Annotated in this window: 8 protein-coding genes and 1 pseudogene; 7 read left to right on the plus strand and 2 right to left on the minus strand. The window is 69.2% G+C overall.

The window, feature by feature from the left end; translation table 11 throughout:
* Positions 1 to 107 precede the first annotated feature (107 nt).
* On the minus strand, positions 108 to 278 hold the full coding sequence (locus tag EES42_RS45530) for a hypothetical protein (RefSeq protein WP_164495613.1): 171 nt from the start codon (positions 276 to 278) through the stop codon (positions 108 to 110).
* Positions 279 to 361: 83 nt separating this feature from the next.
* Here EES42_RS45530 and EES42_RS44335 point away from each other — a divergent pair, with 83 nt between their 5' ends.
* The 4 genes from EES42_RS44335 to EES42_RS45535 all read left to right on the plus strand — a co-directional run bounded on the left by EES42_RS44335 (position 362) and on the right by EES42_RS45535 (position 2,333).
* The gene (locus EES42_RS44335) at positions 362 to 565 is read left to right on the plus strand and encodes a DUF6207 family protein (protein WP_124723845.1); all 204 of its coding nucleotides are present in this window, start codon (positions 362 to 364) and stop codon (positions 563 to 565) included.
* 156 nt (positions 566 to 721) lie between these two features.
* Positions 722 to 1,600, plus strand: a complete 879-nt coding sequence (locus EES42_RS44340) for an endonuclease/exonuclease/phosphatase family protein (protein WP_124723846.1) — start codon at positions 722 to 724, stop codon at positions 1,598 to 1,600.
* Complete coding sequence (locus EES42_RS44345; RefSeq protein WP_124723847.1) at positions 1,597 to 2,046, plus strand: hypothetical protein; 450 nt, start codon at positions 1,597 to 1,599, stop codon at positions 2,044 to 2,046. The genes EES42_RS44340 and EES42_RS44345 overlap by 4 nt, the downstream gene beginning before the upstream one ends.
* 53 nt (positions 2,047 to 2,099) lie before the next feature.
* Complete coding sequence (locus EES42_RS45535) at positions 2,100 to 2,333, plus strand: hypothetical protein (RefSeq protein WP_164495615.1); 234 nt, start codon at positions 2,100 to 2,102, stop codon at positions 2,331 to 2,333.
* Positions 2,334 to 2,337: 4 nt separating this feature from the next.
* Here the strand turns inward: EES42_RS45535 and EES42_RS44355 are convergent, their stop codons facing one another.
* Positions 2,338 to 2,772, minus strand: a complete 435-nt coding sequence (locus tag EES42_RS44355; protein WP_241197009.1) for a DUF3307 domain-containing protein — start codon at positions 2,770 to 2,772, stop codon at positions 2,338 to 2,340.
* Between the two features lie 821 nt (positions 2,773 to 3,593).
* Here EES42_RS44355 and EES42_RS44360 point away from each other — a divergent pair.
* The 3 genes and pseudogenes from EES42_RS44360 to EES42_RS45540 all read left to right on the plus strand — a co-directional run.
* A complete protein-coding gene (locus tag EES42_RS44360; RefSeq protein ID WP_124723848.1) occupies positions 3,594 to 4,619 on the plus strand; it encodes a helix-turn-helix domain-containing protein in 1,026 nt (341 codons plus the stop codon).
* A 92-nt stretch (positions 4,620 to 4,711) separates the two neighbouring features.
* The gene (locus EES42_RS44365) at positions 4,712 to 4,963 is read left to right on the plus strand and encodes a hypothetical protein (protein ID WP_124723849.1); all 252 of its coding nucleotides are present in this window, start codon (positions 4,712 to 4,714) and stop codon (positions 4,961 to 4,963) included.
* Positions 4,964 to 5,278: 315 nt separating this feature from the next.
* Positions 5,279 to 5,670: pseudogene (locus tag EES42_RS45540) on the plus strand (HNH endonuclease); the annotation flags it as partial.

Consider the following 5,670-nt stretch of genomic DNA (forward strand, 5'->3'; position numbering starts at 1 on the left):
CCGGGCCCAGGAGAAGGCAACCACCACCAAGAGCACGACGCGTACCGAGCAGCACAACCAGTCCCAGAAGAAGACGAAGACCCAGGACTACCGGGGCAAGGGAGGCGTCAAGGCCTCGGCCGCCTGAGCCTGCGGACCACGCCGAGCGCGGACATCCAGGCCGGGTACAGGGCCAGGTCGGCGGTCATCATCCGCCGGCTGGCCGGGCGGGTGCAGTCGTCGACGCCCGCCTGCACGATCTGCGGGCGTGGGTCGGTGGCGCCCGTCAACCGCCGCACCCAGGCAGTCCTCACGTCGCTCGTACGGATGGCGTGCACGGCGCCGGAGAACCCGGCAGGACGGTAGCCGCGTCGCAGGCGGCATGAAGATCGACGCCCAGCACATCGACGAGCCCGGACTCGTGGTCCTCGACATCACCGCCGCCGACAAGGAAACCGCCCACGCCGTGATGACCGAACTGGAACAGCGGTGGGCCACCTCCGGCATCACGCCCGTGCGCAGCGAGCCCGGGGTACCAGGGGTGCGGGCGCGTGTGTACGCCGACATCCGACGCCCGGCACCATGACGGGCCCGCTCCCCCGCTCGCCACACGTGATCGGGACCCCGCTCGACTTGGAGTGATCAGCCCATGGGAAGCGCGGGTTGTGGCTACGGTGCCCCCGGGGGGCGTCCGGGCGGCTCCTCCGGACGGGACAACGCCTCAGATGCAAGGGGAGAGCGCATGGAGCTGACGATCGCGGTGCAGAATCTCGGGCTCGGCGGTCTGCGTACCGGGTCGGGGGATCCGGACCTTCGCTGGCCGCAGCTGGCCGAGCGCATCAACAGCGCGGCCGAGCGGGTCGGCGCCCGGCACGTCGACGCCGTTCTGCTGCAGGAGGCATCCGACTGGGACAAGTACGGCCACCGGCAGCTCGGTGTGGCCATGCGGGACCTGGACCTGGACGCGATGCCGATCCCGCCGTCCCGCTCCGGGATCCCGCCAACCCTCCTCTACCGGCGCGAGACACTCGGCCGCTGGACGCACTGGAACACCGACTTCTCGGACGAGACGCTGCACGGCTTCGGCGTCGCGGTCTTCGACGTCGGCCTGCCCGCCCCGCTCACCATCGTCTCCGCGCATCTGAATCCGTTCGTCGCCGACAAAGCACGTGACGAGGCGAAACTGATCGCGACGCGGGCGCTGCGGTACGGGCCCTACGGCATCGTGGCCGGCGACATCAACTACCCGCCCGCCGACCCGGCCAGCCCCTCCCCCGACTACTCCGCGATGCTCCCGTACAACCGGTCGGCGCGTACCCGCCTTCCGTCGGAGACCGGCGGGCAGCTGGTGCCCGACCGGCGGGTGGCGGAGATCCTCGCGTACACCGGATTCGTCGACGCGGCGGCCAAGCTCTACGAGGAGCGTGGTGACAAGGAGCTGCTGCGCCGGACCGCGACCGACGACCGGATCGACCAGCTGTGGGTGTCGGCGCCGCTGCGTGACACGATCGTCGACTACGCCCTGCTCGACACCCCGGCGGATGCCTCGGACCATCATGGGCTGGTCGTGCGCATCGATCTCGACCGGGCCCGGACCGACAACATGTGGGAGTACAAATGACCGACCCCATGGCGCCGGACGACGTCCTTCGCGCATGCGGCTACCTCGAAGCGGTATGGCGCGACGAGGAGACCGACACGGCCGCGCTCCTGCGGCACGAACCCGGAGAGACTCCGACAGCGGTCCTGCTGACCGACCTCGGCGAGAGCATCATGCAGCAGCTGCTGCCCGGCCAGGCCGGGATCCACGACGGCATGCCCGACCACGAACTCGCGGCCGCGGCGGAGAAGATGCGCACCGACCCGACCGTGCAGGTCTCCAGAGTCCTCCTGGAAACACTCAAGGCCCTCGCCCCGACCGCGACACCGGACCAGACCGAGATCATCGCCCGCGCCCTCATCAGCTACCTCCTCTCCATCAGCGACGCCACCGAGAACGACGTCCTGCCCATGCTCGACACACTGCGCCAAGCCGCAATCCAGCGCAGCAGCGACCCATCCGCCTGAAAAATATGTACCTGTTTCTCAGCCTCGGCCCAGGTGTTGGCGTGAGACGCGTGATGGCTACACTCGCGCGGACCGTGATCGTGTGGTGCCACAGTGGCGATGTCGACGAGTTGGAGGACCAGGGTGTCCAGGGGCGGCGGCAGCCTCAATGGGATCTCGTGGAGTTGCAGGGCGACGCCCTTGTCGTCCTGGATGACGTGTGCGGTGGTCAGTCGGCAGGTTCGGGCGGGGGTCTGGCCATAGAGCAGGACCATCAGCCCGGCGACGCGGTCTTTCGTCTCGGTTGAGTCGTCATTGAGCGGGGTTGCGCAGCACGGGCCAGCGGCGGTCGATGATGCCGTGCGTCGTGCCGATCCAGAGCAGTGCAGCTGTGGCGGCCGGGATGGTCAGAGGGAGGCTCAGGGCCAGAGTGCCGGCCCCGAGTGCTACGGCGGTGACCAGGACGTGTGTCCCGGCGTGCGCCAGATTCTCACCCCATCCGTGGTGGTAGCGGCCGGGGGTCGGGTCCTTGGGTCCCTCGATCCACCCGGCCTTGCGGTCCGTCTGCAGGGCGTAGTCGGCGGCTAGATGGGCGACGTAGAGCAGGATGCACGAGCTGGCCGCCGGCGGCGAGCTCGCCGTAGACGAGATCCTCGACGAGGCGGTCGACGCCGCGGCCTGGCGAATGCGGGTGCTGGGCGACCAGCTCGGGAACGTGAAGAAGGCGATGGACCGTCTTCGCCTCAAGCTGCCCGTGGGGCGGCGGCCTCGGACCGAATGGCCCGGACGGGCGTGGGCTTGTACTCATGTTCTGTCCGCGGAGGTTTGCTGGAGCTACGCATGTGGCGTAGACGCGTGGGCGTCAAGGTGACCATTTGATGCGGTCCGCGCTCAGCCGCGCGGGCCCCGGGACATGGCTAACAGGGCGGGAGCGGAGGCGCCTTGGCTGCCCGAACGGGCTTGCGGCTGTAGTGAACACGTCGCTGTGTGTGCACGGACTGAGCTAGGGTCCTGTGCTACCGGAGAGGTCCCGAGCCAACGGCGTAGGAACCTGCCTCAGGACCTCTCCGTCTACATGCAGTTGCGAAACGAAAGGAGACTTACGTGACCTCTGTTCCACATTCGCCTGGTCAGGAAACTCATTCCTTGACCAGCGGTGTCGAAACTAGCACGGGCCCTGTTTGGGCTGTAGGGCGCAGTGTGTGTCGACTGGTGAGGCACCACTTCGCGGCGAGGGGGCTGGTGGGCCCGGAGAGAGGCTTTGGCGGTGCGTCGGGCGCCGGGCGGCCTGTCGTTCATCGTTCTGACCTGTGAGGTCCTTGTTCGCCGTGCGGGAGCGCGGCGTGGCTGGTCCGGCGTGCGCCGTTGGTACTGCGCGGCGCCGGGCGGGTTTGGACTGTTGTTTCGTTTCGCGCAATCGCGTGACCCGGGAGAACGAAATCGCCTGTTAAGGGCTGCTGAGCGGTCAGACGTTCGCTTCTTTCCGAAATCACCTAGTACGACGGAATCTCATGCCCGATAGCCGATCTGCTGATCAGGTCGAATGCCAGAACTGCCGTATCCGCTTCGTGCGGAAGAACCCGACCGGTCGTCGTCCCAAGTACTGCTCTGCGCAGTGCCGTTCGGCCGCCTTCCGTGTCCGGAGCGCGGATTCTCAGGAAGCCGACTTCTCCCGGGAGGCCGAGCGCATCGGCCAGGCCGTCGCCACCCGGGCCCGGATGGTCGCGCAGTCCTCTTCCTTGCCTGTTCCGTCCTGGCCGCTGGAGCCCCTGCGGCACTCCGTGGCGCTCAAGAGGGAGCTGGAGGACTTCATCGCCGTGTCCGTACGCGAAGCACTTGACCGCGGGGCGCGGTGGCAGGACATCGCCGCGGTGACGTCGATGACGGTCAGCCAGCTGCAGAGCCAGTACTCGACGGTCCAGGTCTCCAAGGCCGTCGAGGCCCGGCGCGGCCGGCGCCCCCGGCAGCCCGTAGTACCGGCCGCCGAGGTCGCCCCGAAGCCCGCGGCGGCCGGGGACGGACCGGACGGGCAGAGCCCGCCCAGGTGGGGGGGCCGGGACGCACTGGCCCGCGCTCTGTCGCACCTTCAGCGCTTCAGCGGTCAGCCCGTCCGCGCGGTCGCCGTCCAGGCCGGCCTCTCGCCCTCCTACGTCTACCGGTTCACAGCCGGCGAGCGGCACCCGTCCTGGGCAACAGTGCGCAGCTTCGTGCTCGCCTGCGACGGCGATCCCGACGACCTGGTCGACCTGTGGAACGCCGCCAACGGGCAGGAGCGGCAGACACCGCCCGATGCGGGCTTCGAAACGGTACTCGCCCGTTTCCAGGGCGCCATGCGCGGTCTGCACCTGGCCCAGGCGCGCCCGGACCCCGACATCCTCATCAGCGCGCTGCCCAAGGGTCACCGGCATGAGAGCGCGGTCATCAGGTCCGTCCTCGCCCCGTCCCCGGCCCGCCAGGCCGGTCAGCTGAGCTGGGAGGCCACCGAGGCGCTGGCCGAGGCCCTCCACGGAGACAGTGACCGGATCCACCGCCACTGGACGGCGCTTCGGGCAGTCGCCCCCCGGCCGAGCATTCTCACCCAGGCCTTCGGCTGACCGGGCACCGGCCCGGCCCCATCAACCACAGCCCGCCGCCACGGAGCAACCGCTCCCGTCGTGGCACTCACGCCCCTGCGCAGGAGAACCTGTTGTCCACGACCAACCCGCCCGACCCCGCTCCGCCGTCCCCGGAGCCCCGGCCGCCGGTCTCCCCGTGGATCATCATCACGCTGATCACCATTGTTCTGGTCCTCGTGATGCTGATCGCCGCCGGAACGCTGTACCTGGCCTATGAGCACCCCGCCATCGCGACACCCATCGCTGTCTCGGTAGGCGCCGTCGGCGGGATCGGCGCGATCGTCAGCGCCGCCGCAGCCATCGCCGCCATCACCAGACGATGACCAAAGCCAACGGAAGCCGGGCCGGGCGAACAAGAACCCGACCCGGTTCCCACGGCACCGCCATGCGCAGCCGCCGTCGTCACCAGCACTGTCAGGAGACCTGGGTGCGGGCAGCCTGACGCGCAGCAGCGCCACGTAGAGGCCCCCCCGGATGATCCGGCGGGGCTCTCGCACACGGTCAAAGGACGGTCCCGTCGCTGAATGCCGTACTGCCGCAGCAAGGCTTACCACCTGCACATTTGACCGTCTGTCACCAGACCGTCCACTCCTGCCATCATGAGGGCGCACCAGCCCCTGACCTGCCGGAGTACCGCTGTGACAGCACGTCGTCTCGCCCCGATCGCCACCGCCCTTCTCGTCGCGTCCCTCGCCGGGTGCAATCCCAGTGCGGCCAAGTCCGACTCCGATTCCAAGCCCTCGGCCCCCGCCGCCTCCCAGCCGGGCAAGGAGTCCGCAGCACCCGGCGCACCTGCGGGCGGCAGCGATCTGTCCCTCGCGGAGGCCATTGCCAAGATCCCGGCCGGTAGCGAGGACCGCACCGGGTACGAGCGCGATTCCTTCCGCTTGTGGGTCGACGCGGACAAGGACGGCTGCGACACCCGGAAGGAAGTCCTGATCTCCGAGGCGGTCAAGGCTCCCGAGCAGGGGGCCCGGTGTGCACTGAGCGGCGGCGAGTGGCTGAGCTACTACGACGAGGTCACCGTGAC

The sequence above is a fragment of the Streptomyces sp. ADI95-17 genome (genome assembly GCF_003846175.1).
Classification (GTDB): Bacteria; Actinomycetota; Actinomycetes; order Streptomycetales; family Streptomycetaceae; genus Streptomyces; species Streptomyces sanglieri.